General features: G+C 58.7%; 23 protein-coding genes. 12 read left to right on the top strand and 11 right to left on the bottom strand.

Translation table 11 applies throughout. The annotated features are described in order from the left end of the window. The first annotated feature begins 191 nt into the window (after positions 1 to 191). A complete protein-coding gene (locus QOM10_RS25375) occupies positions 192 to 641 on the top strand; it encodes a DUF4879 domain-containing protein (RefSeq protein ID WP_127929860.1) in 450 nt (149 codons plus the stop codon). Between the two features lie 66 nt (positions 642 to 707). Then, on the top strand, positions 708 to 1,253 hold the full coding sequence (locus tag QOM10_RS25370) for a DJ-1 family glyoxalase III (RefSeq protein ID WP_316917143.1): 546 nt from the start codon (positions 708 to 710) through the stop codon (positions 1,251 to 1,253). Positions 1,254 to 1,265: 12 nt separating this feature from the next. Here QOM10_RS25370 and QOM10_RS25365 read toward each other — a convergent pair whose 3' ends face one another. The 3 genes from QOM10_RS25365 to QOM10_RS25355 all read right to left on the bottom strand — a co-directional run bounded on the left by QOM10_RS25365 (position 1,266) and on the right by QOM10_RS25355 (position 3,169). Continuing rightward, entirely contained in the window at positions 1,266 to 1,553 is a 288-nt protein-coding gene (locus QOM10_RS25365; RefSeq protein ID WP_095048728.1) for a HigA family addiction module antitoxin, read from the bottom strand. A 14-nt stretch (positions 1,554 to 1,567) separates the two neighbouring features. Further along, positions 1,568 to 1,846, bottom strand: a complete 279-nt coding sequence (locus tag QOM10_RS25360; protein ID WP_127929858.1) for a type II toxin-antitoxin system RelE/ParE family toxin — start codon at positions 1,844 to 1,846, stop codon at positions 1,568 to 1,570. A gap of 84 nt (positions 1,847 to 1,930) precedes the next feature. Continuing rightward, positions 1,931 to 3,169, bottom strand: a complete 1,239-nt coding sequence (locus QOM10_RS25355) for an MFS transporter (protein ID WP_316917142.1) — start codon at positions 3,167 to 3,169, stop codon at positions 1,931 to 1,933. A gap of 460 nt (positions 3,170 to 3,629) precedes the next feature. Between QOM10_RS25355 and QOM10_RS25350 the strand changes: the two genes are divergently transcribed. The 3 genes from QOM10_RS25350 (at position 3,630) to QOM10_RS25340 (ending at position 6,333) form a co-directional block, all read left to right on the top strand. Next, positions 3,630 to 5,078: a cytochrome ubiquinol oxidase subunit I gene (locus tag QOM10_RS25350; RefSeq protein ID WP_127929857.1), complete on the top strand. Its 1,449-nt coding sequence runs from the start codon at positions 3,630 to 3,632 to the stop codon at positions 5,076 to 5,078. A gap of 3 nt (positions 5,079 to 5,081) precedes the next feature. Beyond that, complete coding sequence (gene cydB, locus QOM10_RS25345) at positions 5,082 to 6,089, top strand: cytochrome d ubiquinol oxidase subunit II (RefSeq protein WP_007909749.1); 1,008 nt, start codon at positions 5,082 to 5,084, stop codon at positions 6,087 to 6,089. A gap of 76 nt (positions 6,090 to 6,165) precedes the next feature. Further along, positions 6,166 to 6,333, top strand: coding sequence for a DUF2474 domain-containing protein (locus tag QOM10_RS25340; protein ID WP_103303628.1), 168 nt, complete (start codon positions 6,166 to 6,168; stop codon positions 6,331 to 6,333). A 73-nt stretch (positions 6,334 to 6,406) separates the two neighbouring features. On the opposite strand, the gene QOM10_RS25335 is transcribed toward QOM10_RS25340, so the two are convergent. Next, entirely contained in the window at positions 6,407 to 7,531 is a 1,125-nt protein-coding gene (locus tag QOM10_RS25335; protein WP_316917141.1) for a class I SAM-dependent methyltransferase, read from the bottom strand. 176 nt (positions 7,532 to 7,707) lie between these two features. Beyond that, a complete protein-coding gene (locus QOM10_RS25330) occupies positions 7,708 to 8,421 on the bottom strand; it encodes an autoinducer binding domain-containing protein (RefSeq protein ID WP_316917140.1) in 714 nt (237 codons plus the stop codon). 320 nt (positions 8,422 to 8,741) lie between these two features. Between QOM10_RS25330 and QOM10_RS25325 the strand changes: the two genes are divergently transcribed. Continuing rightward, the gene (locus tag QOM10_RS25325) at positions 8,742 to 9,518 is read left to right on the top strand and encodes a ferredoxin--NADP reductase (RefSeq protein WP_150751717.1); all 777 of its coding nucleotides are present in this window, start codon (positions 8,742 to 8,744) and stop codon (positions 9,516 to 9,518) included. 45 nt (positions 9,519 to 9,563) lie between these two features. Here the strand turns inward: QOM10_RS25325 and mscL are convergent, their stop codons facing one another. Continuing rightward, entirely contained in the window at positions 9,564 to 9,977 is a 414-nt protein-coding gene (gene mscL, locus QOM10_RS25320; RefSeq protein ID WP_038361758.1) for a large-conductance mechanosensitive channel protein MscL, read from the bottom strand. A 286-nt stretch (positions 9,978 to 10,263) separates the two neighbouring features. Here mscL and katB point away from each other — a divergent pair, with 286 nt between their 5' ends. Genes katB through radA form a run of 3 tightly spaced genes read left to right on the top strand, consistent with a single transcriptional unit; the run spans position 10,264 to position 13,823 of the window. After that, positions 10,264 to 11,805 carry a catalase KatB gene (gene katB / locus QOM10_RS25315; RefSeq protein ID WP_127929853.1) on the top strand — a complete coding sequence of 514 codons (1,542 nt, stop codon included), beginning with the start codon at positions 10,264 to 10,266 and terminating at the stop codon, positions 11,803 to 11,805. A gap of 59 nt (positions 11,806 to 11,864) precedes the next feature. Continuing rightward, positions 11,865 to 12,410, top strand: a complete 546-nt coding sequence (locus tag QOM10_RS25310) for an ankyrin repeat domain-containing protein (RefSeq protein ID WP_316917139.1) — start codon at positions 11,865 to 11,867, stop codon at positions 12,408 to 12,410. Positions 12,411 to 12,455: 45 nt separating this feature from the next. Next, a complete protein-coding gene (gene radA, locus QOM10_RS25305; protein WP_016986184.1) occupies positions 12,456 to 13,823 on the top strand; it encodes a DNA repair protein RadA in 1,368 nt (455 codons plus the stop codon). Between the two features lie 120 nt (positions 13,824 to 13,943). On the opposite strand, the gene QOM10_RS25300 is transcribed toward radA, so the two are convergent. Further along, positions 13,944 to 14,312, bottom strand: a complete 369-nt coding sequence (locus tag QOM10_RS25300) for a PilZ domain-containing protein (RefSeq protein WP_150751714.1) — start codon at positions 14,310 to 14,312, stop codon at positions 13,944 to 13,946. A gap of 159 nt (positions 14,313 to 14,471) precedes the next feature. On the opposite strand from QOM10_RS25300, the gene QOM10_RS25295 reads away from it, so the two are divergent. The 3 genes from QOM10_RS25295 to yjiA all read left to right on the top strand — a co-directional run bounded on the left by QOM10_RS25295 (position 14,472) and on the right by yjiA (position 17,885). Further along, positions 14,472 to 16,538, top strand: coding sequence for a carbon starvation CstA family protein (locus QOM10_RS25295; protein WP_095121699.1), 2,067 nt, complete (start codon positions 14,472 to 14,474; stop codon positions 16,536 to 16,538). A gap of 15 nt (positions 16,539 to 16,553) precedes the next feature. Then, positions 16,554 to 16,751, top strand: coding sequence for a YbdD/YjiX family protein (locus tag QOM10_RS25290; protein WP_003228401.1), 198 nt, complete (start codon positions 16,554 to 16,556; stop codon positions 16,749 to 16,751). Between the two features lie 162 nt (positions 16,752 to 16,913). Continuing rightward, entirely contained in the window at positions 16,914 to 17,885 is a 972-nt protein-coding gene (yjiA, locus tag QOM10_RS25285; protein ID WP_316917138.1) for a GTPase, read from the top strand. A 98-nt stretch (positions 17,886 to 17,983) separates the two neighbouring features. Here yjiA and QOM10_RS25280 read toward each other — a convergent pair whose 3' ends face one another. The 4 genes from QOM10_RS25280 to glyA all read right to left on the bottom strand — a co-directional run bounded on the left by QOM10_RS25280 (position 17,984) and on the right by glyA (position 22,404). After that, a complete protein-coding gene (locus tag QOM10_RS25280; protein ID WP_316917137.1) occupies positions 17,984 to 18,694 on the bottom strand; it encodes a GntR family transcriptional regulator in 711 nt (236 codons plus the stop codon). 19 nt (positions 18,695 to 18,713) lie between these two features. Then, positions 18,714 to 19,418 (bottom strand): FadR/GntR family transcriptional regulator, encoded by a 705-nt coding sequence (locus QOM10_RS25275; protein WP_150751711.1) that lies wholly within the window; start codon positions 19,416 to 19,418, stop codon positions 18,714 to 18,716. An 83-nt stretch (positions 19,419 to 19,501) separates the two neighbouring features. Further along, a complete protein-coding gene (locus tag QOM10_RS25270; protein WP_316917136.1) occupies positions 19,502 to 20,815 on the bottom strand; it encodes a C4-dicarboxylate transporter DctA in 1,314 nt (437 codons plus the stop codon). 335 nt (positions 20,816 to 21,150) lie between these two features. Then, on the bottom strand, positions 21,151 to 22,404 hold the full coding sequence (glyA, locus tag QOM10_RS25265) for a serine hydroxymethyltransferase (RefSeq protein ID WP_007909785.1): 1,254 nt from the start codon (positions 22,402 to 22,404) through the stop codon (positions 21,151 to 21,153). Between the last annotated feature and the right edge of the window lie 139 nt (positions 22,405 to 22,543).

Below are 22,543 nucleotides of genomic sequence, written 5' to 3'. Positions count from 1 at the left end.
AATGTATCGACCTCAACAGCAAAGCACAGACCGTCGCAAGCGCCTGAAAAATTGTGGTGGGCCGGAAAAAGCCGCGCATCATACCAGCAGCGTGAGGAATATGGCGGTTGTTGGTGTCGATCGTCGGCGAAGTTTTGCGTTGATGCCAACTGCGCCATACTGCGCGCTGATTTTTTCGGGGTGGGAAGCGCATGAGCAAGTGCTGGATGAAGGTTTTGGGTTTGATTGCCGTACTGATGGCCGGGATGTCGACAGCCTGGGCGGCATCGGCACCGCCGTTGACACAAGTGAAAGTCATCAAGGTGCAATCGCCGGCCTGCGGCCTTGAAGACATCGCCGATGGGCAGGCGCAGACCCAGTGCAATCACAGCGGACCGAATATCAAGGTCTATGTGCTCGAAGTCGGCTACGGCAAGAGCCAGCCTCAGGTCGCACTGGACGGTTTTGAAGTGAACGGCACACGTGCCCCGGTGTGTGCTTTTGATAACGGCAACCTGACCGAATGCACTCCCGGTAATAAAACCGTCGGTTCTCTTTATACCTTCGATCTGGCGGGCAAGCAGGAAGGCACCTTCAGCTTCAGCAACACTTCCATCAACGCGCCACGCAACACGATGTCGACCCAGCTTTACATCAAGTAACGGCTGTTGCAGCGCGATCCGGGTGAAGCTGACTACGCTTCACGTATCACCCAGCGGATAACGCCCATGACCTTTAGAGCCCTGATTACCCTCGCCGAGGGCATCGATGATCTGCAAAGCGTGACCCTGATCGATGTGTTGCGCCGCGCCGGTATTGAGGTAGTGGCGGCGAGCATCGAAGGTCGGCGCATGCTCACATGCGCGCGCGGCACACGCCTGACCGCCGACGGCATGCTGGTCGATGTGCTGGCGCAAACTTTCGACCTGATCGTCCTTCCCGGCGGTGTTGTCGGTTCACAACATCTGGCCGCGCACCAACCTCTGCAACAGTTGCTCAAGGATCAGGCCAGCGCCGGACGCCTGTTCGCCGCCATCGCCGAATCTCCGGCCGTCGCCCTGCAATCCTTCGGCGTGCTGCGCCAGCGGCGCATGACCTGCCTGCCCAGCGCCAGCCATCAACTCTCGGGCTGTACGTTTGTTGATCAACCGGTGGTGGTCGACGGCAACTGCGTCACCGCACAAGGCTCAAGCGCTGCGCTGGAGTTTGCCTTGACGCTGGTCGAGCAACTCGGCGGCAAGGCCTTGCGGGTGAAAGTGGCGGGGGAGTTGTAGTGGCTGGAGGTGTCAGGCGTGGACAGCGATCAGTTCGATAACCGGTTGCTCCCGATGCTCCGCTTGCCACAGATCATAGTCGGTTTGTACGCCTAGCCACACGCGCGCCTTGCCAATGCCAGCACGCTCAAGACGTACAGCCAGATCCGGGCTGATTGGCGCATGTCCGTGTAATACACGTGAAAGATGCGGGCGTGCGAAGCCCAAGTGTCGGGCCAATTCGGTCACGCTGATGCCAAGCTCGGGCAAGACATCCATCAGCAGTGTTTCACCGGGGTGTGGCGGGTTGTGCATGGGCATGAGCCTGCCTCCTGTCAGTGGTAGTCCAGATAATCGACCAATTCGATGTCCGAACCGACAAAACGAAAGATCACTCGCCAGTTGCCTGAAACGCTCAGCGACCAGTACTCCGTCAGCTCACCTTTCAATGGATGCAGGCGCCAGCCCGGAAGATCCAAGTCTGCGGGAATCGTAGCGCGATCCATGAACTGCAGCATGCGCGACAGCCGTTTTGCGTGGTCGGCACGAATCCCGCGAGTCGAACCTGTTTCATAGAAGCCTCGAAGGCCTTTGTGCTGAAAGGATTTGATCATGGGCTGGAGTGTAAGGCGATACATTACACTCGGTGCGGTAACTATGTACCGCACCTTTTTAGTTATTTTGTGTTTTGGAGGTTGTCAGACCTTCACCTCTTCCACCGGCACATGCATCCGGTCCCGGTTCGCCAGCGTCGGGAACAACTTGATCCACGTCCCCGTCACCACCAGCGTGCCGATTCCGCCCATCACCACCGCCGGCACCGTGCCGAACCAGTGGGCGGTGACGCCGGATTCGAATTCGCCCAACTGATTCGAAGCACCGATAAACAGCCCGTTCACCGCGCTGACCCGGCCGCGCATTTCGTCCGGGGTTTCCAGTTGTACGAAGGACGCGCGGATGACCATGCTGATCATGTCCGCCGCGCCGAGTACCACCAACACTGCCAGGGAGAACCAGAACGAGGTCGACAGGCCGAAGGCGATGGTGGCGACGCCGAAGATGCCCACCGCTGTGAACATCACCCGACCGACATTGCGCTCCACGGCAAACCGCGCGAGGAACAGCGACATCCCCAGTGCGCCGACCGCCGGTGCCGAACGCAGCAACCCGAGGCCCCACGGCCCGGTCAGCAGAATGTCTTTGGCAAATACCGGCAGCAGCGCCGTGGCCCCGCCGAGCAGTACCGCAAACAAATCCAGCGAAATCGCCCCGAGAATGTCCGGGCGGCTGCGAATGAAACGAATCCCCGCCAGTAACGAATCCAGTGTGGCTTTGCCTTTGTTCAGCGGCATTTGCCGCGCGGGCAGGTTGAGCATCAGCGTGCAGGCAATCACATAAAGCAGCACTGTCGGGCCGTACACCCAGACGCTTCCGAACGCGTAGAGCAAACCGCCAAGCGCTGGTGCGACGATGGTCGCCGACTGCTGCGCCGATTGCGCCGCCGCTACGGCCCGAGGAAATAGCGCGCTGGGCACAATACTTGGCAGCAACGCCTGTGTGGTCGGCATCTCGAACGAGCGCGCGGCGCCGAGCAGGAAGGCGAGGATGAAGATCATCTCGCGGGTCACGTGATCGGTGGCGCTGCCAATCGCCAGCGCCAAGGCGATCAACGCCTGCAACGACTGACAGATCGCCGCCACTTTGCGTCGATCATAGCGGTCGGCGACATGCCCGGTGTGCAGCATGAACAGTACGCGCGGAGCGAATTCGACCAGCCCGACCAGGCCCAGATCGAGGACGTTGCCGGTCAATTGGTAGAGGTTCCAGCCGATCGCCACGGTGAGCATCTGAAATCCGCTGGCGGTAAAGATCCGTGCGAACCAGAAAGCGAGAAACGGACGATGGTGACGTAACAGCAGGGGCTCTTGACTGGGCATCTGAAGGCAGGTCTGGCTCGAGGGGAACCGCGAGGTTATCACCAGTCTGTAACAGGAAGTTGCTATGACAAAAAATTTAGTTAGGAGGACATCGAATTTTTTACGGTGCAGATGGATTCTGCTGTTCGCGGATTTGTGTCGCCTTCCCGATCTGTACTGTTTTCCCCGCTGCCAGCGCTCTGGGGATTTGTTGCAGGGCTTTGCCAAGGTTGTGAGGCAACTTGTCACGCGGCAAACGACCACGCAGTTCATCGGCAAAAATGGGACTACTCTTTCAACGTTGATTGATCCAGATCAAGACCCCGAACGGAATTGATCCGGTGGCCAGTTGGCCAGACTCCCTGCGTTGCGATGGTTGTTTAAAAAGAACGAATCAGAATTCGCCGCACTCCATATCCGTGGGGGCAGTGGGTGCAGGCCTCCGGGTCCGCAGCCGGTATTACCTGACAGAGGAAGCCATATGTTCGGTTTAGAGGCACTAGATCTCGCCCGAATTCAGTTCGCGTTCACCATCTCGTTCCACATCCTGTTCCCGGCCATCACCATTGGCCTGGCGAGTTACCTCGCGGTACTCGAAGGCCTGTGGCTGAAAACCCATAACGACACCTACCGTGACCTCTACCATTTCTGGTCGAAGATCTTCGCCGTCAACTTCGGCATGGGCGTGGTCTCGGGGTTGGTCATGGCCTACCAGTTCGGCACCAACTGGAGCCGCTTCTCGGACTTCGCCGGCGCCGTCACCGGGCCATTGCTGACCTATGAAGTGCTCACGGCGTTCTTCCTCGAGGCCGGTTTCCTTGGGGTGATGCTGTTTGGCTGGAACAAGGTCGGGCGCGGCCTGCACTTCTTTTCCACCGTCATGGTGGCAATCGGCACGCTGATTTCGACCTTCTGGATTCTCGCCTCCAACAGCTGGATGCAGACCCCGCAGGGCTTTGAAATCATCAACGGTCAGGTAATTCCTACTGACTGGCTGGCGATCATCTTCAACCCATCGTTCCCGTATCGCTTGATGCACATGGCAACGGCTGCGTTTGTCGCCACGGCATTCTTCGTCGGCTCCTCGGCGGCCTGGCACTTGCTGCGCGGCAAGGACAATCCGGCGATCCGCACGATGCTGTCGATGGCAATGTGGATGGCGCTGATTGTCGCGCCGATCCAGGCGGTCATCGGCGACTTCCATGGTCTCAATACGCTCAAGCACCAACCGGCAAAAATCGCTGCGATCGAAGGTCACTGGGAAAACCACGGTGATGAAGCGACGCCGCTGATCCTGTTCGGCTGGCCGGACATGAAAGAAGAGAAAACCAAGTTCGCCGTGGAGATCCCATACCTCGGCAGCCTGATCCTGACCCACTCGCTGGACAAACAGGTGCCGGCGCTCAAGGAGTTTCCGCCGGAAGACCGGCCGAATTCGACCATTGTGTTCTGGTCGTTCCGGATCATGGTTGGCCTTGGTTTCCTGATGATCTTCACCGGTTTGTGGAGCCTGTGGCTGCGTAAGCGCGACACGCTCTACACCTCACGGCCGTTCCTCTATCTGGCGTTGTGGATGGGGCCGTCCGGTTTGATCGCGATTCTCGCTGGCTGGTTCACCACTGAAATCGGCCGTCAGCCGTGGGTGGTCTACGGGCTGATGCGCACGGCGGACGCGTCTTCAAACCACAGCTTCATGCAGATGAGCATCACCCTGATCATGTTTGTAGTGGTGTACTTCGCCCTGTTCGGTGCTGGTCTCGGTTACATGATGCGTCTGGTGCGCAAAGGGCCGAAGATCAGCGAAGGCACGGAAACGCCGGACGGTGGTCCAGGCAAGAAACGCACACCGGCCCGTCCGTTGTCCGCTGCCGACGACTCGGCCGATGCCGATCACGGCGACGACGATATTCGCGTGACCAAGGAGATTTGACTCATGGGTATTGATCTTCCGCTGATCTGGGCCGTGATCATCATCTTCGGCATCATGATGTACGTGGTCATGGACGGCTTCGACCTGGGGATCGGGATTCTCTTCCCGTTCATCCCCGGTAAAGTCGACCGTGACGTGATGATGAACACCGTCGCCCCGGTCTGGGACGGCAACGAAACCTGGCTGGTACTGGGCGGCGCGGCGTTGTTTGGCGCGTTCCCGCTGGCTTATTCGGTGGTGTTGTCAGCGCTGTATCTGCCGCTGATCTTCATGCTGATCGGCCTGATCTTTCGTGGTGTGGCCTTCGAGTTCCGCTTCAAGGCCAAGGATGACAAGCGTCACCTGTGGGACAAGGCATTCATCGGCGGCTCGGTGGCGGCAACGTTCTTTCAGGGCGTGGCGCTGGGCGCGTTCATCGATGGCTTGCCGGTGGTCAATCGGCAGTTCGCCGGTGGATCACTGGACTGGCTGACACCGTTCACAATGTTCTGCGGCGCCGCGCTGGTGGTGGCCTATGCCTTGCTCGGCTGCACCTGGTTGATCATGAAAACCGAAGGCAAGCTCCAGGAACAGATGCATGACCTGGCACGGCCATTGGCTTTCGTACTGCTGGCCGTGATCGGTATTGTCAGTATCTGGACGCCGCTGGCTCATCCGGATATTGCCACCCGCTGGTTCAGCATGCCCAACCTGTTCTGGTTCATGCCGGTGCCGATTCTGGTGCTGGTGACCATGTACGGTCTGATCCGCGCCGTGGCGCGCAACGCCAACTACATGCCGTTCCTGCTGACCCTGGTGCTGATCTTCCTCGGCTACAGCGGTCTGGGCATCAGCCTGTGGCCGAACATCGTGCCGCCGTCGATCTCGATCTGGGACGCCGCCGCACCGCCGCAAAGTCAGGGCTTCATGCTGGTGGGGACGCTGTTCATCATCCCGTTCATCCTGGGTTACACCTTCTGGAGCTACTACGTGTTCCGCGGCAAGGTTACCCATGAAGACGGCTATCACTAAGCAAAACCTGTGGGAGCGAGCCTGCTCGCGATGGCGTCGGCAATGGCGCCATCAATCTTGAAGAGGTTTGAAGAAAATGACTGGAAAACATTCCCTGCACGACATTGAAGAAGCCGAAAAAAAGCCGCTTTGGCAGCGGCTCGGCTGGTTGGCTCTGATCTGGGCCGGTAGCGTCGGTGTGCTGTTTATCGCCGCCAGCCTGATGCGCATGTTCATGAATGCCGCAGGTCTGACCACACACTGAATCTTCCCCGTCCCGGCGCCTTCGGGTACGGCTTTGCAACCCTCCTTGCGGAGGGTTTTTTTTGCCTGGCGGTTTACTTGCGGGCTTTGAGAATCACGAATTTCGGCGTGGCAGCCACTTGCTCAACGCCGCGAAACAGCCGCGCCAGTTTGCTGTGGTAACCCAGGTGACGGTTGCCGACGATGTACAGCGCGCCGCCCACCACCAACGCTTCGCGCGCCTGCTGGAACATACGCCAGGCGAGGAAGTCGCCAACCACCTGCTGCTGATGGAATGGCGGATTGCACAGCACCACGTCCAGCGATTGTGGTTCCTGCCCGGCCAGACCATCGCCGGCCCGCACGATCACCTCGCGATCACCCAACGCTGCGCGCCAGTTCTCGGCAGCCGATTGCACGGCCATGAACGACTCGTCGATCAGCGTGTAATGCGCATCGGGGTTTTGCAGCGCACTCGCGATGGCCAGAACCCCGTTGCCACAGCCCAGATCGGCAACTCGGGCGCTACCAAGGTTTTTCGGCAGATGCGGGAGGAAGGCGCGCGTGCCGATGTCCAGGCCTTCGCGGCAGAACACGTTGGCGTGGTTGAGCAACTCGATCGACGGTTCGTCGAGGCGATACCGCGAAGGGTAGGGCGAGACGGCCGGGGCTTTCGCTTCAGGTGTGGCGATCAACAGCCGCGCTTTCTTCACCGCCAGAGAGGCTTGTACCGGGCCGATGTAGCGCTCAAGCAAGTCACCGGCAGCGCGTGGCAGGTGTTTGACCATGGCTGCAGCGACCACTTCGGCACCGGGTGCGAGCTGCCCTTGCAAGCGGATCAGTTGTTCTTCCAGCAGCGCGAGGGTTTTCGGCACGCGGATCAGCACACGATCGAACGGTCCGACCAATGGCCCGCTGGCGGGTATCCCGCGAATGGCGTCGAACGCCTGGCCATTGCGCAGCAGGTTTTTTTCCAGCCCCTGAAACCCCAGAAACGAGTCGCCGCTGCTGCTGACCTTGACCTTGCCGAGCAGACTGGCCGCCAGCGCACCGAAGCTGTCGTTGAGCACCAATACCCGCGTGTCAGCCGTCGGTTGCTGCGCGGCCAGATGGTTGAGCAGGTATTCGTCGGCCGCATCGAAGGCCTGCAACGGTTCATTCTGCTGCTCGGGCTGGCGGATCAGGTCGAGTTGGGCGAAGGGTGTTTCAAGCAAAGGCATCGGGCGGGAACTCAGGGTAATCAACGGGGTGTTCCGCAGCCTGACAATGTGCGGCGGAACCGACTGAGTGTAATGCAACGCAGAATGTTCACGTCATCACTCAAGAGGGTCTCAAATGGTACGGTTTTTTTGCTGTTATTACCCGCATGTTTTGTAAAGGAGGCAAGGCTGATCGACTAGATGATGTGCGCTCTGACGGCGGCGATGACAGCGGAAATCTTGTTGCAGACGTTGAGCTTCTCGATCACGTTCTGCACGTGATAGTTCACCGTGCGTTCGCTCAGGCTAAGGATCTTCGATATCTCATAGGCCGTTTTGCCACCTGCGGATAACTGCAAAACCTCCAGTTCCCTTGGGGAAAGGTGTGGATGGCGGGGTTTGAGAGAATGAGGCGGCAGTGTCCGGGCAAACATTTCACTCAAGTGACTGGCGGCATAGAACATGTAACCGAAATGCTCATACAGCTCCAGAGGGCTGATCGAGTAATGTTTTCGCGCCAGGCTGATAATACTGCACAAGCCTCTCTGCTCGTGATGGAACGACTGCGACCAGCCATTCTGCAGTCCATGTTGCTGTAATCCCTCCCATATCGGCCGGGCTTCGGCAAATACTGATTCGCACCAGACAATGGGAGTCATTGAGTGATTGCAGTGTGCTATTAGTGGGTCGACTTTACTGTAACGGTTTTCTTCATATTGTAAGTTCCATTCTTTAGGGTAGTTATTGATTTGCAAGGTCTTAAGAGGCAGGTCCCGATGGAGTGAAACAACCGAAATTTCACAAAAATTGAATCCGAGGTTTTCGGCGAATCGCAGCAGAATCGGATAAGCAGCATCTACTCCCTTGGCAAACGTCAGTTGTTTCAATTGTGATTCCTTCCATGTTTCCATTTCTGAACACTCCATCGACGTTGCGGGGGGGCGCGGAATGGATCCAAAGGATCCGGCACGCAACGAAGTGTAGGATGTTTCTTACGGAGTGCTTTAAATTTTTTCGGTATTGAACATTGATGATCTGTCTATAAAGAGTTCTTAGTGCTCAGAAACTTTACATTTGAGTCTTCATGTAAAGTTGTTGCTCTAATTCTGACTTTTTTAACAGTTTAATGCTTTGACGGTGTCTGGAAACGGTTGAATACCATTATCAGTCGTCGGTGTTTCGCAGGCTCGATTTGCGCGACACTGGCCGTCACCGATCAATGGAGTGCCCCATGACCGCCAGTGCCGAGAAATACACCACGCAGACCTTGCTCGATGTTCAAACCTTGACGCCGAGCCTGTTTACCTTGCGCACCAGCCGGGATGCCGGGTTTCGTTTCCGTGCGGGGCAGTTCGCCCGGCTCGGTGTGACCAAGGCCGATGGCAGTACCGTGTGGCGCGCGTATTCGATGGTGTCGTCGCCGTTTGACGAGTTTCTCGAGTTCTTTTCCATCGTGGTGCCGGGGGGAGAGTTCACCAGTGAGCTGAGCCGGTTGCAGGTTGGCGACACTTTGCTGGTGGAGCGCCAGGCATTCGGCTATCTGACCCTTGATCGCTTCGTCGACGGGCGTGATCTCTGGCTGCTGTCCACGGGTACGGGGGTGGCGCCATTCCTGTCGATTTTGCAGGACTTCGAAGTCTGGGAAAAATTCGAGCGCATCATTCTGGTGTACAGCGTGCGCGAAGCGCGGGAGTTGGCCTATCACGATCTGATTGCCGGGCTCAAGCAGCGCGAGTACCTCAGCGAACATGCCCACAAATTGCAGTTCATCGCGACGGTGACGCGTGAGGCGCACCCCGGCGCACTGCACGGCCGTATTACTACGCTGATCGAAAACGGAGAATTGGAGCGCGCAGCGGGCGTGGAGCTGTCGGCGGAGCACTCGCGGGTCATGCTGTGCGGCAATCCGCAGATGATCGATGACACGCGCGCGTTGCTGAAAAAACGCCACATGAGCCTCAGCCTCACCCGCCGGCCAGGCCAAGTGGCCGTGGAAAACTACTGGTAAACAAACGGCGCCTCGAAGGCGCCGTTGTTTCTATCGTGCAAAGGATCAAGGCCGGGTGTTCTGGGCCTTGAGCAAGTCGCGGATCTCGCCCAGCAACTCTTCTTCCTTGGTCGGAACCGGTGGCAGCGTAGGGGCCACGGCTTCTTCGCGCTTGAGGCGGTTGATGGCTTTGACGCCCATGAAGATCGCGAAAGCGACGATCACGAAGTCCAGAATGGTCTGCAGGAACTTGCCGTAGGCCATTACCACCGCAGGTGCAGCGCCATCGGCGGCCTTGAGCGTGATGGCCAGATCACTGAAGTCCACCCCACCGATCAGCAGGCCGATTGGCGGCATGATGACGTCACCGACAAACGACGAAACAATCTTGCCGAACGCGGCCCCGATGATGATACCGACGGCCATGTCGACCACATTGCCTTTGACCGCGAAGGCCTTGAACTCACTTAGCACGCCCATAGTTATTTCCTTGTTACAGATGAGTTTGGTGTACGCAGTGTAAATCAGCAAAACGCGTCCTGCGCGAAACACCTTCTTACAATGCCCGTTTTTATCGACACATCAATCGACGATTAGTTTGCAAAGTGCCATCAATCGCGCGCGAAATATACGGTAACTCGCTGATCGAACAGCCAATTTTCTCAATCATGGCGTTACGTTCTTTCTATTTATGTTCGACGTCTCAGGCCTCTAGCCTTGGCTTGGCGCATCTGGATGCGCCCCAAAATAACCAGAGGATCCTGATATGAACTCCGCACTTGGACTGGGGGCTTTTCCCCGTCGCCGCACCCTCGGTGTACTCACCGCCAGCCTGTTGACCTTTTCGGTTAACGCCGCGCCCCTGACCCGCGATAACGGCGCCGCCGTCGGCGACAATCAGAACTCGCAGACCGCCGGCGCCAGCGGCCCGGTGCTGCTGCAGGATGTACAACTGATTCAGAAACTGCAGCGCTTCGATCGCGAGCGCATTCCTGAGCGAGTGGTTCACGCCCGCGGCACCGGCGCCCATGGCACCTTCACTGTCACCAACGATCTCAGCGACCTGAGCAAGGCCAAGGTATTCGCCGCCGGCCAGAGCACACCGGTGTTTGTGCGCTTCTCTGCGGTGGTGCACGGTAATCACTCGCCGGAAACCCTGCGTGATCCGCGGGGGTTCGCCACCAAGTTCTACACGGCTGACGGCAACTGGGATCTGGTAGGCAACAATTTCCCGACCTTTTTCATTCGTGACGCGATCAAGTTCCCGGACATGGTTCACGCGTTCAAGCCCGATCCGCGTACTAACCTTGACGACGACTCACGCCGTTTCGACTTCTTCTCACATGTACCGGAGGCAACCCGTACATTGACCGAGTTGTATTCGAACTCGGGAACTCCCGCCAGTTATCGAGAGATGGACGGTAATGGCGTACATGCTTACAAGTTGATTAACGCCAAGGGTGAAGTTCATTACGTCAAGTTTCACTGGAAGAGCTTGCAGGGTCTTAATAATCTGACGCCGAAACAAGTCGCCAACGTTCAAGGTCAAGACTACAGTCATATGACCAATGATCTGGTGAGCAATATCAATAAAGGTAACTTTCCGAAATGGGACTTGTACATCCAAGTGCTGAAACCACAAGATTTGTCCAAGTTTGATTTTGATCCATTGGATGCCACCAAGATCTGGCCAGGTATTCCTGAGCGAAAAGTTGGACAAATGGTGTTGAACCGTAATCCGGCAAATGTGTTCCAGGAAACCGAACAAGTGGCCATGGCGCCAGCGAATATTGTTCCGGGTATCGAGCCTTCCGAAGACCGTTTGTTGCAAGGTCGAGTGTTCTCTTATGCCGATACGCAAATGTATCGGCTGGGTGCCAATGCTCTGCAATTGCCAATCAACGCGGCAAAAGTTGCGGTGAACAATGGCAATCAGGATGGCGCGATGAACTTCGGCGCGAGCAACTCGGGTGTGAACTATCAGCCGAGCCGACTGCAACCCCGTGACGAGACGCCAAGTGCGCGTTATAGCCAGTCGACGCTGTCGGGCAGCACCCAGCAGGCGAAGATCCAGCGTGAGCAGAACTTCAAGCAGGCCGGTGATCTGTATCGCTCGTTCAGCCAGCAAGAGCGTCAGGACCTGATCGACAGCTTCGGCGGCTCGCTGGCGACCACCGATGACGAGAGCAAGCACATCATCCTGTCCTTCCTTTATAAGGCTGACCCGGAATACGGGACCGGTGTGACCAAAGTGGCCAAGGGCGACCTGAGCCGGGTCAAGGCGTTGGCGGCCAAACTGGCCGACTGATACCGATGTAGCGCACGCGGGGCCTGAGTCAGGCCCCGTTCTGTTCAAGGAGACTATTGATGCGAATCTGTCTTTTACTGTTGGCCGGTTGCCTGTCGTTCGCGGCGTGGGCGGCACCGACCGGGCAGAGTCCCGAGGCGATCAAAGCCCAACTTCAGGACTACTACTTCGACGCGGCCCGGCGCGGTGATGTGCCGATGCTCGACACGTTCATCGAGTCGGGTTATTCCCTCGATACCCGCGACACCAAGGGCTACACCGCGCTGATTCTGGCGGCCTATCACGGTCAGGCACCCGCGGTGGAACGGTTGCTCGCTGCCGGCGCCGATGCCTGCGCTCAGGACCTGCGCGGTAACACGGCGCTGATGGGCGCAATTTTCAAAGGTGAATTACAGATTGCCCGCCGCCTGATGGCCACCGATTGCAGCCCCGATCAGCGTAACGGCGCCGGGCAGACGGCGGCCATGTACGCCGGTTTGTTCAAGCGTCTGGAATTGCTCGATGCGCTGAAGGCCAAGGGTGCTGACTTGAATGCCGAGGATCCGTTGGGCAATAGCGCCGCGCGTCTGGCCAGCGGCGAAATCCGCAATGCTGCGCCGCGCTGATCGGCGGCCCGTGCGTTATCATCGCGGTTTTTGTCGGGGGTTCTGATGGCCAAGGCCAAGCGCATGTACGGCTGCACCGAGTGCGGCGCAACCTTTCCCAAGTGGGCCGGGCAGTGTGGTGAGTGCGGTGCCTGGAACACCCTGACCGAGACCATGATCGAAAGCGGCGGCGCCACGGCATCGACCGGCCGCACCGGTTGGGCCGGACAGCAGGCACAGATCAAAACCCTGGCTGAAGTCAGCATCGAAGAGATTCCGCGCTTCTCCACCGCGTCTGGTGAACTCGATCGCGTGCTCGGTGGCGGTCTGGTCGATGGCTCGGTGGTGCTGATCGGCGGCGATCCGGGCATCGGCAAATCGACGATTCTGTTACAGACCCTGTGCAACCTCGCCAAGAGCATGCCGGCCCTGTACGTCACTGGCGAAGAATCCCAGCAGCAAGTGGCCATGCGCGCCCGCCGTCTCGGCTTGCCGCAGGATCAACTGCGGGTGATGACCGAAACCTGCATCGAAACCATCATCGCCACCGCTCGTCAGGAAAAGCCCAAGGTGATGGTGATCGACTCGATCCAGACGATCTTCACCGAACAACTGCAATCGGCACCTGGCGGTGTTTCCCAGGTGCGTGAGAGTGCGGCGTTGCTGGTGCGTTATGCCAAGCAGAGCGGCACGGCGATTTTCCTCGTCGGCCACGTGACCAAGGAAGGCGCGCTGGCGGGGCCTCGAGTTCTCGAGCACATGGTCGACACCGTGCTGTATTTCGAAGGCGAGTCCGATGGGCGCCTGCGTTTGCTGCGCGCGGTGAAAAACCGTTTCGGTGCGGTCAACGAATTGGGCGTGTTCGGCATGACTGACAAGGGCTTGAAAGAAGTCTCCAACCCGTCGGCGATTTTTCTTACTCGTGCGCAGGAAGAAGTCCCGGGCAGTGTGGTCATGGCAACGTGGGAAGGCACGCGACCGATGCTGGTGGAAGTGCAGGCGCTGGTCGATGACAGTCATCTGGCCAATCCGCGTCGGGTGACGCTGGGACTGGATCAGAACCGTTTGGCGATGTTGCTCGCGGTGTTGCACCGCCATGGCGGGATTCCGACGCACGACCAGGATGTGTTCCTCAACGTGGTGGGCGGGGTGAAGGTGCTGGAAACGGCGTCTGATCTGGCGTTGATGGCGGCGGTGATGTCGAGCTTGCGCAATCGGCCGTTGCCGCATGATCTGCTGGTGTTCGGTGAGGTCGGCCTGTCCGGCGAAGTGCGCCCAGTGCCGAGCGGTCAAGAGCGGTTGAAGGAAGCGGCGAAGCATGGCTTCAAACGGGCGATCGTGCCGAAGGGCAATGCGCCGAAGGAATCCCCACCAGGCTTGCAGATCATTGCCGTGACCCGCCTCGAACAGGCCCTCGACGCACTCTTCGAATAAACCACCGACCCCTGTAGGAGTGAGCCTGCTCGCGATAGCGGTGAACCAGTCAACGCAAATGTTGAATGACAAATCGCTATCGCGAGCAGGCTCACTCCTACATTTGATCTGTGGCGGATTCTAGATTTCGATCAGGGCGCCCAATTCACGTTCCAGTTCGGCCTCGTCAGCCAGGTTCAGCTCGATCAGCCGCCGCAAACGCTGGATCGATTCCAGGCTGATGTGCCGGCAGACAAAGCCCAGTTGGCCTTTTTCTTCATGGGCCAACTGCACATCCATCTCGATATCGACGTCATCGCTCAAATGAATGTCGACGAGAAAGTCCTGCGACTTGTCCCCCAGCCAAGGCTCCGGCCGCTCGATCAGCAGTCCCTTGAGCGACAGGTCGATCAGCTTGACCGGCCAGATGTACTCGCCCTGACTCAGCTCGGTTCTGGCATCGAACGCAATACGTTGGAAACGACGTCGATCGGCGGGGTGCTCGCTCATGGCGCAATCCTCATGAAGGTTCGCTGACTATAGACCGCGAATGCGGGCGCCAGCCAATCGCTAAAGCGTCTAGACCAACGTCGGGGTATGGCCTTTGGCGCCGTAAGCGCTAAACTCGGGGTGGCTGTCTTTCTTGTCCACCCTGGCTGGAATAATAAAATGAAAAATAATAATAGCCTGCTACGCCACTTACCCTGGCTAGTGCTGGCAATCGTAGGAGCGTGCGCCCTGGGCGTAGTGGCATTGCGCCGCGGCGAGGCGATCAACGCCTTGTGGATTGTGGTCGCCGCTGTGGCCATTTATCTGGTTGCGTACCGTTACTACAGCCTGTTCATCGCTAACAATGTGATGCAACTCGATCCGCGTCGGGCCACCCCCGCCGTGCTCAACAACGACGGTCTGGACTATGTGCCGACCAACAAACACATTCTTTTCGGTCACCACTTCGCTGCCATCGCTGGCGCGGGGCCTCTGGTCGGCCCGGTATTGGCCGCGCAGATGGGCTACTTGCCCGGCACGCTGTGGCTGATAGCTGGGGTGGTGCTGGCGGGCGCGGTGCAGGACTTCATGGTTCTGTTCATGTCGACCCGGCGCAACGGCCGTTCCCTGGGCGACATGGTGCGTGAAGAAATGGGCCGCGTGCCCGGCACCATCGCCCTGTTCGGCTGCTTCCTGATCATGATCATCATCCTCGCGGTGCTGGCGCTGATCGTGGTTAAAGCGCTGGCCGAGAGCCCGTGGGGCATCTTCACCGTGATGGCAACCATCCCGATCGCGATGTTCATGGGCATTTACATGCGCTACATCCGCCCGGGTCGCATCGGCGAAATCTCCGTGGTCGGCGTGTTGCTGCTGCTCGGTTCGATCTGGCTCGGCGGGCAGATTGCTGCTGATCCGGTGTGGGCCAAGGCGTTCACCTTCACCGGCGTGCAGATTACCTGGATGCTGGTCGGTTACGGTTTTGTCGCGGCATCGCTGCCGGTGTGGCTGATTCTGGCACCGCGTGACTACCTGTCGACGTTCCTCAAGATCGGCACCATCGTCGCCCTGGCGATCGGTATTCTGATCACCATGCCCGAGCTGAAAATGCCGGCGCTGACCCAGTTCGTCGACGGCACCGGCCCGGTATGGAAGGGCGGTCTGTTCCCGTTCCTGTTCATCACCATCGCTTGCGGTGCGGTTTCCGGTTTCCACGCGCTGATTTCTTCGGGCACCACGCCGAAGCTGCTGGATAACGAAACCAACGCCCGTTACATCGGTTACGGCGGCATGCTGATGGAATCGTTCGTCGCGATCATGGCCATGGTTGCCGCTTCGGTGATCGAGCCAGGCGTGTACTTCGCCATGAACAGCCCGGCCGCTGTGGTCGGCAGTGATGTCGCATCGGTTGCGCAAGTGGTCTCCAGCTGGGGCTTCGCGATCACGCCGGAAGCGCTGCAAGCCGTGGCGCATGACATTGGTGAAACCACCATTCTGGCCCGTGCCGGTGGTGCGCCGACCTTGGCGGTCGGTATTGCGCAGATCCTGCACAGTGTCCTGCCGGGTGAAAACACCATGGCGTTCTGGTACCACTTCGCGATCCTGTTCGAAGCGCTGTTCATCCTGACCGCTGTCGATGCCGGTACCCGTGCCGGGCGTTTCATGCTGCAGGATCTGCTCGGCTCCTTCGTTCCGGCGCTGAAACGCACCGAATCGTGGACCGCCAACCTGATCGCCACTGCCGGTTGTGTGGCGATGTGGGGCTGGTTGCTGTACCAAGGCGTGATCGATCCACTGGGCGGCATCAACACCTTGTGGCCGCTGTTCGGTATTTCCAACCAGATGCTGGCCGGTATCGCGCTGATGCTCGGCACCGTGGTCCTGATCAAAATGAAGCGCCAGCGCTACATTTGGGTCACCCTGCTGCCGGCTACCTGGCTGCTGATTTGCACCACGACTGCAGGCTTCATCAAACTGTTCGATGCCAACCCGGCGATCGGCTTCCTGTCGCTGGCCAAGAAGTACAGCGATGCGCTGGCCAACGGTCAGGTGCTGGCACCGGCAAAAAGCGTCGAGCAGATGCAGCACGTGATCTTCAACGCCTACACCAACGCAACGCTCACCGCGCTGTTCCTGTTCGTGGTCTTCAGCATCCTGTTCTATGCGCTCAAGGTTGGCATCGCCGCCTGGGGCAAAAAAGAGCGCACGGATAAAGAATCGCCATTCCAGGCTCTGCCGGATGCGTAACCAGAGGATTGCACCATGTTCAATGACCTGAGTCGCCTCGGTAAATACCTCGGTCAGGCCGCGCGCCTGATGGTCGGCATGCCCGACTACGACACCTACGTCGAGCATATGCAAACCAAGCACCCGGACAAACCGGTGATGAGCTACGAGATGTTCTTCCGCGAACGTCAGGAAGCCCGTTACGGTGGCAAGGGTGGGCCGAAGTGCTGTTGAGCTGACAGCGCAAGGTTGAGGTAATCCCCTGTGGGAGCGAGCTTGCTCGCGAATACGGAGTGTCAGTTGATGAATGATTTGACTGGCACACCGCTTTCGCAAGCAGGCTCGCTCCCACATTTGTTTTTGTGTTGTTCATTCATTTTGTGAAGGGGATCTGTTTTGTCTTCTCCCATACCTGTAACGGTACTCAGCGGTTTCCTCGGCGCCGGCAAGACCACTTTGCTGCGCCATATTCTGAAAGCCGAGCACGGCCTGAAAATCGCCGTGATCGAAAACGAATTCAGCGACGCCGGCATCGACACTCAGTTGCTGGGTGACGAGCCGGTGCAAGTCATGACCCTGGCCAACGGCTGCGTCTGCTGCACCATTCACACCGACCTGACCAAGGCTCTGTACTTGCTGCTTGAGCGGCTGGACAGCGGCGAGATTGCGTTTGATCGCCTGGTCATCGAGTGCACCGGACTGGCCGATCCGGCGCCAGTGGCACAGACGTTTTTCATCGACGAAGAACTGCGCGAGCGTTATCTGCTCGACGGCATCATCACCCTGGTCGATGCGGCGCACGCGGATGTACACCTGACCCAGACCATCGCCCAGGCGCAGATCGGTTTTGCCGACCGATTGCTGGTGAGCAAGACCGATCTGGTCGATGAAGCCACGTTCAACGCGCTGAGCGAACGGCTGACGCGGATCAACCGTCGCGCACCGATCCGTGTGGTCGAGCACGGCAGCATTGATTTGGCTGAACTGCTGGATGTGCGCGGCTTCAACCTCAATGCTGATCTCGGCGGTGGATTGAGCCTGCGTCCGGTGAGCAAGGCGCCATCGATTGATCGCATTTCCAGTCTGGTGCTGCGCACCGATCAGCCGCTGGATATCGATCAGCTCAGTGAGTTCATGAATGAGCTGCTGGAAGAACACGGCAAGCAATTGCTGCGGTACAAGGGCGTGCTGAACATTGCGGGTGAAGATCGGCGCTTGGTGTTTCAGGGTGTGCTGAAGCTTTACGGTTTCGACTGGGACACTGAATGGGCCGAGGGTGAGGCGCGGGAGAGTGTGATCGTGTTTATTGCTGATGAGTTACCGGAAGAGAAGATTCGGGCGGGGTTTGCCAGAGTGGCTTCTGTCTGATGGGTTTGTAGTTTCAATGATGACGCCATCGCGAGCAGGCTCACTCCTACAGGGGAACGGGTTTCAAATGTAGGAGTGAGCCTGCTCGCGATAGCAATCTAACCTGCAACACAATGCTCAAGGTCTGAACCCAGCAGCGTCTGCTCAAGATGATCCAGATGCTGATTCATCAGCATGCCAGCCTTGGAAGCATCGCCACGCTCGACCGCCTCAACCAGCGCCAAATGCTCCTGCCATGCGCAACAGCTATGCGTCTGGCACTGACTTCGGGCAATCGCCAACGACGTCAGCGGCACAAGGCTGCCGAGAAAATGCGCCAACGGTGCATTCCCCGCCATCTGCGCCAAGTGCAGATGAAACTCCCCGGACAAGCGAATCGCCGCACCCCGCCGATCCTGCTCAACGGCCTGACGTTCGCGTTCGATCAGCCCGCGCAAGCGTTTCAACCCTTCCGCTTGCGGACGCTGGCAGGCCAGACGCACCAGCGTGCTTTCGGCCAGTCGCCGCGCATGCAGGGCCTGCCGCGTTTGTTCCCGATCAGGTGCGGCAATCCGTGGTCGATGATTGGCCCGCAGCACAATGACTTGCTCAAGCGACAACTGCGTCAGCACCCGCCGCACATCCGCACGACTGACGCCGAACATCTCTTTCAAACTGTCCTCGGTGAAACGGCTGGCCGGATCGATGCGCTGCTCGAGAATCGCGTCGAACAGTCGCGGGTACAGATCCTCCGCCGGCACTCTTACGCGGGAGAAGGGCAGGGGCGCAGTGGTCGGGTGGGTTTGCGACGGTGAAGCGAAACTGTTCATGGCCTGTCTCCAATAGAAATCAGCGACTCAGGTTGTCTTCCGGAATATTCAACTCAATCCCCATCCGCTGGCCTTCGCGCAAAATGTGCCGACGCATTTCGGCGCTGGCCTGGGCGCTGTTCTTGCTGCGGATCGCGCGCACCACGGCCTCGTTTTCTTCCAGCCGCTCGGCCAGATGCTCCGGCGAATTGCGCAACACCTCGGCGCTTTGCTTGAGGGCGTTGCTGGTTTGCTGCACCACGCTCTGGAAGATCGGATTCGAGGTGAGCGTGAACAACTCTTCGTGGAAGGCGATGTAGGCGCTGACGCCGGCGTCACTGTCGCCGGCCTCGAGGGCTTCGCGCATGTCCATCAGGGTCAGGCGCAACTGGCCGACTTCCTTGCTGCTGATCGACTGCGCGACCAGGCCGACGATGAAGGGTTCAAGGGTGTAACGCAGTTGCAGCACGTCTTCGAGGCTGGCGCCGGCGACTGCGCTGTCGTGGCTCTGGCTGTCGCTGAGATGCGCATCAAGTACGACAACGCCTTTGCCCGGCATCGAACGCACCAGACCAAGGGTTTCCAGGACGATCACCGCTTCGCGCAGGCTCGGGCGGCTGATGCCCAGTTGTTCGGCCAGTTCGCGCTGGCCCGGCAGCATGTCGCCGGAGCGCCACTGGCCACGGGCGAGCGCCGCACGGAGTTTTTCTACGACTGAGTTGACGACGGTTGATGTAGTAATCACTTGTCTTGCTCCATGTGCCCAAAGGGGCGCCGCAAACCGAAATCAAGAGATCGCCATTTGCGGCAGCGCCGATAGGGTTGAAATCAGAACTCCTGCTGGTGCGCCGGAGTTGCTGGTTTACGCGGCTGAAAGGTGTAGCCCTGCTGGCCGCTGAGTACTTTGTTGGCGCGTTGCACGTCGATGTCTTTTTCCCAACGTGCAATGGCGACAGTGGCGACGCAGTTGCCGATGAGATTGGTGAGTGCCCGGCCGATGCCCATGAACCAGTCCACCGCGAGCACCAGCACCAGACCGACCACCGGAATTGCCGGAATCGCTGTCAGCGTTGCAGCCAGAATCACCAGTGCCGAACCTGGAATGCCGTGTGCCCCTTTGGAGGTGATCAGCGACACCAGCAGAATCGTCAGCAAATCAGTCATCGCCAGTGGAGTGCCGGTGGCGTTGGCGATGAAGACGATGGCCAGGGTCAGGTAGATCGAAAAACCGTCGAGGTTGAACGAGTACCCGGTCGGAATCACCAGGCCCACGGTCGAACTGCCAATGCCGAGGTGTTCGAGTTTGCGCATGATCTGTGGCAACACGGCATCGGACGAGGCGGTGCCCATGACGATCAGCAGTTCTTCACGCAGGTATTTGAGCAGCGGCCACATGCGCAGGCCGGAAGCACGCATCACCAGACCGAGAATCACACTGACGAACGCGATGCAGGTCAGGTAGAACAAGCCGACCAGACTGCCCAGATGCTGCAGGGAGTCGAGGCCATATTTGCTGGTGGTGAACGCGATGGCGCCGAACACGCCGATCGGTGCCAGCCGCACGATCATGCCCATGATGCGGAAGATCACATGGCTCAGTTCGTTGATCAGTCGCGAGATCCCGGAGGCCGCCTCACCCACCAGATTCAACGCGCTGCCGAACAGTACCGAGAACAGCAGCACCTGCAGGATGTTGTTGTCGGCAAAGGCGCCGATCACCGAAGTCGGGATCAGGTCCATCAGGAATTGCGTGGTGGTGTGCATGTGCTGGCCGCGTTCGGCGAGATCGCCCATGTCGGCCGCAGACAGTTGCTCGAGATGAATATTCGCGCCGCTGCCAATACCGGTGCTGAAGGCGAAGACCAGACCGATCACTAGCGCGATGGTGGTCAACACTTCGAAGTAGATCACCGACTTGAGGCCGATGCGCCCGACCTTCTTCAGATCGCCGGCGCCGCTGATACCGCTGACCACCACGCAGAACACGATGAGGCCGATGAGCATCTTGATCAGTTTGATGAAGCCGTCGCCGAGCGGTTTGAGCTGGGCCGAGTATTCAGGGAGGGTCAGCCCGCAGACGATGCCGAGCACCAGTCCGAGAACCACTTGGAGGAAGATTGAACGCGAGCACCATCTGAGCATGGGAGGAATCCTGGTCGGTGTCCTGGCTGCTGGCGCTTGCACGCTCAGATTCAGGACTTAATTATTGTGGTCTTACCGGTATGTCCAGTGCGGGTGCAGTCTACGCTCGGTTTTTTCGGGATGACAAGTGAAAACAGCAAAATTGGCATGACCGGTCTGACCAGTGGCCATAGCCACGTGTAGGCGCTGCCGAAGGCTGCGATCTTTTGATCTTGTTTTTAAGATCCAGATCAAAAGATCGCAGCCTTCGGCAGCGCCTACACGGGAAATCAGGGGCGAAAAAAAACCGGCCAATCACTTGGCCGGTTTTTCATGCTGCGGGTTTAACGTCGCAATCAAGCGCCGTATACCGGCAGTTTCTTGCAGATGGCTTTGACTTTCTCACGAACGGCGTCAATCACCGCTTCGTTGTTCAGGTCAGCCAGGATGTCGCAGATCCAGCCGGCCAGCTCTTTGCACTCGGCTTGCTTGAAGCCACGAGTGGTCACAGCCGGAGTACCGAAGCGCAGGCCGGAAGTGACGAACGGCGAGCGTGGGTCGTTTGGCACGGAGTTCTTGTTCACGGTGATGAACGCTTTGCCCAGAGCGGCGTCAGCATCTTTCCCGGAGATGTCCTGCTTGATCAGCGACAGCAGGAACAGGTGGTTCTTGGTGCCACCGGAAACTACGTCGAAACCGCGCTCGATGAACACTTCGGCCATGGCCTGGGCGTTCAGCACCACTTGTTCCTGGTAGGCCTTGAACTCTGGCTGCAGCGCTTCCTTGAAGCAGATTGCCTTGGCGGCGATCACGTGCTCCAGCGGGCCACCCTGGGCGCCCGGGAATACCGCGGAGTTGAGCTTCTTCTCGATGTCGGCGTTGGCGCGAGCCAGGATCAGGCCGCCACGTGGACCGCGCAGGGTCTTGTGCGTGGTGGTGGTCACGACGTCAGCGAAAGGCACCGGGTTCGGGTAAACACCCGCGGCAACCAGACCGGCTACGTGAGCCATGTCGACGAACAGGTAAGCACCGACTTTGTCCGCGATGGCGCGGAAGCGTGGGAAGTCGAGAATCTGCGAGTAGGCAGAGAAACCCGCCACGATCATTTTCGGCTTGTGCTCAACCGCCAGGCGCTCGACTTCGTCGTAGTCGATCAGACCGTTGGCGTCGATGCCGTACTGCACAGCGTTGTACAGTTTGCCCGAGGAGGAAACGCTGGCGCCGTGAGTCAGGTGACCACCGTGGGCCAGGCTCATGCCCAGAATGGTGTCGCCACCTTGCAACAGAGCCAGGTAGACCGCAGCGTTGGCTTGCGAACCGGCGTGCGGCTGAACGTTGGCGTAATCGGCGCCGAACAGTTCTTTTGCACGGTCGATAGCCAGTTGCTCAACGATGTCGACGTACTCGCAACCACCGTAGTAGCGCTTGCCTGGGTAGCCTTCGGCGTACTTGTTGGTCAGGACCGAGCCTTGAGCTTCCATCACCGCTGGGCTGGTGTAGTTTTCCGAAGCGATCAGCTCAATGTGTTCTTCCTGGCGCTGAGCTTCTTGCTCCATGGCGGCAAAAAGGTCGGCGTCGTACTTGGCAATAGTCAAATCACGGCTGAACATGGCGGTCCTCAAGGATCGGGGGGCAGAAAAGGGAGGCATTCTAACCCAATGGGTTTTGGATGGCATATGAAACGACATCATGTCGCAGACAAGTGGCGTTCATGACAGATGTGCGGTGCTTTTGAAGGCCGCTTCGCGA

It is taken from the genome of Pseudomonas sp. P108, assembly GCF_032613195.1.
In the GTDB taxonomy this organism is placed as follows: domain Bacteria; phylum Pseudomonadota; class Gammaproteobacteria; order Pseudomonadales; family Pseudomonadaceae; genus Aquipseudomonas.
Note: the sequence above shows the minus strand (reverse complement) of the source record. Positions and strands in the feature narration are given on the sequence as shown.

What these genes read in the sequence shown, in the direction of transcription:
- cydB (WP_007909749.1), top strand. Translation starts at nt 5,082, where the DNA reads ATGGGTATTGATCTTCCGCTGATCTGGGCCGTGATCATCATCTTCGGC.
- QOM10_RS25330 (WP_316917140.1), bottom strand. Translation starts at nt 8,421, where the DNA reads ATGGAAACATGGAAGGAATCACAATTGAAACAACTGACGTTTGCCAAG.
- QOM10_RS25350 (WP_127929857.1), top strand. Translation starts at nt 3,630, where the DNA reads ATGTTCGGTTTAGAGGCACTAGATCTCGCCCGAATTCAGTTCGCGTTC.
- QOM10_RS25280 (WP_316917137.1), bottom strand. Translation starts at nt 18,694, where the DNA reads ATGAACAGTTTCGCTTCACCGTCGCAAACCCACCCGACCACTGCGCCC.
- QOM10_RS25300 (WP_150751714.1), bottom strand. Translation starts at nt 14,312, where the DNA reads ATGAGCGAGCACCCCGCCGATCGACGTCGTTTCCAACGTATTGCGTTC.
- QOM10_RS25375 (WP_127929860.1), top strand. Translation starts at nt 192, where the DNA reads ATGAGCAAGTGCTGGATGAAGGTTTTGGGTTTGATTGCCGTACTGATG.
- radA (WP_016986184.1), top strand. Translation starts at nt 12,456, where the DNA reads ATGGCCAAGGCCAAGCGCATGTACGGCTGCACCGAGTGCGGCGCAACC.
- QOM10_RS25325 (WP_150751717.1), top strand. Translation starts at nt 8,742, where the DNA reads ATGACCGCCAGTGCCGAGAAATACACCACGCAGACCTTGCTCGATGTT.
- katB (WP_127929853.1), top strand. Translation starts at nt 10,264, where the DNA reads ATGAACTCCGCACTTGGACTGGGGGCTTTTCCCCGTCGCCGCACCCTC.
- QOM10_RS25370 (WP_316917143.1), top strand. Translation starts at nt 708, where the DNA reads ATGACCTTTAGAGCCCTGATTACCCTCGCCGAGGGCATCGATGATCTG.
- QOM10_RS25310 (WP_316917139.1), top strand. Translation starts at nt 11,865, where the DNA reads ATGCGAATCTGTCTTTTACTGTTGGCCGGTTGCCTGTCGTTCGCGGCG.
- QOM10_RS25360 (WP_127929858.1), bottom strand. Translation starts at nt 1,846, where the DNA reads ATGATCAAATCCTTTCAGCACAAAGGCCTTCGAGGCTTCTATGAAACA.
- QOM10_RS25365 (WP_095048728.1), bottom strand. Translation starts at nt 1,553, where the DNA reads ATGCCCATGCACAACCCGCCACACCCCGGTGAAACACTGCTGATGGAT.
- glyA (WP_007909785.1), bottom strand. Translation starts at nt 22,404, where the DNA reads ATGTTCAGCCGTGATTTGACTATTGCCAAGTACGACGCCGACCTTTTT.
- QOM10_RS25295 (WP_095121699.1), top strand. Translation starts at nt 14,472, where the DNA reads ATGAAAAATAATAATAGCCTGCTACGCCACTTACCCTGGCTAGTGCTG.
- QOM10_RS25340 (WP_103303628.1), top strand. Translation starts at nt 6,166, where the DNA reads ATGACTGGAAAACATTCCCTGCACGACATTGAAGAAGCCGAAAAAAAG.
- QOM10_RS25290 (WP_003228401.1), top strand. Translation starts at nt 16,554, where the DNA reads ATGTTCAATGACCTGAGTCGCCTCGGTAAATACCTCGGTCAGGCCGCG.
- QOM10_RS25270 (WP_316917136.1), bottom strand. Translation starts at nt 20,815, where the DNA reads ATGCTCAGATGGTGCTCGCGTTCAATCTTCCTCCAAGTGGTTCTCGGA.
- QOM10_RS25355 (WP_316917142.1), bottom strand. Translation starts at nt 3,169, where the DNA reads ATGCCCAGTCAAGAGCCCCTGCTGTTACGTCACCATCGTCCGTTTCTC.
- mscL (WP_038361758.1), bottom strand. Translation starts at nt 9,977, where the DNA reads ATGGGCGTGCTAAGTGAGTTCAAGGCCTTCGCGGTCAAAGGCAATGTG.
- QOM10_RS25335 (WP_316917141.1), bottom strand. Translation starts at nt 7,531, where the DNA reads ATGCCTTTGCTTGAAACACCCTTCGCCCAACTCGACCTGATCCGCCAG.